Here is a 374-nt window from a genome sequence, read left to right on the forward strand (position 1 = left end):
GACATGGTTGATAGGCCAGGTGTGGAAGTGCTGTAAGGCATGGAGCTGACTGGTACTAATAGATCGAGGGCTTTACTTTAGCAGAGAAGCAGTTTTGTAGGAGCGAAGCGACGCACAAAACTGACTGAATCGCTAGCTCGCGCGTAAGATTTTCTGCGACCGAAGGGAGCAAAGAAAATCCACAGCAGACGAGCGGAAAACAGAAATGTTATAGAGCGATATGACTGGTATGTAAATACTAATACTTGTAAGTTAATTATTATTCTTCTATGTAGTTTTCAGGGAACACCCTGACAGATTCAGTGACGATGGCTACGAGGAACCACCTGTTCCCATCCCGAACACAGTAGTTAAGCTCGTAAACGCCGAAAGTA

General features: G+C 44.9%; 1 rRNA gene. It reads left to right on the forward strand.

Going from position 1 to position 374, the window contains the following annotated elements:
* Positions 1–298 precede the first annotated feature (298 nt).
* A 5S ribosomal RNA gene (gene rrf / locus EO122_RS08150) occupies positions 299–374 on the forward strand; the annotation flags it as partial.

Source organism: Veillonella sp. CHU110, from assembly GCF_003992255.1.
In the GTDB taxonomy this organism is placed as follows: Bacteria; Bacillota; Negativicutes; order Veillonellales; family Veillonellaceae; genus F0422.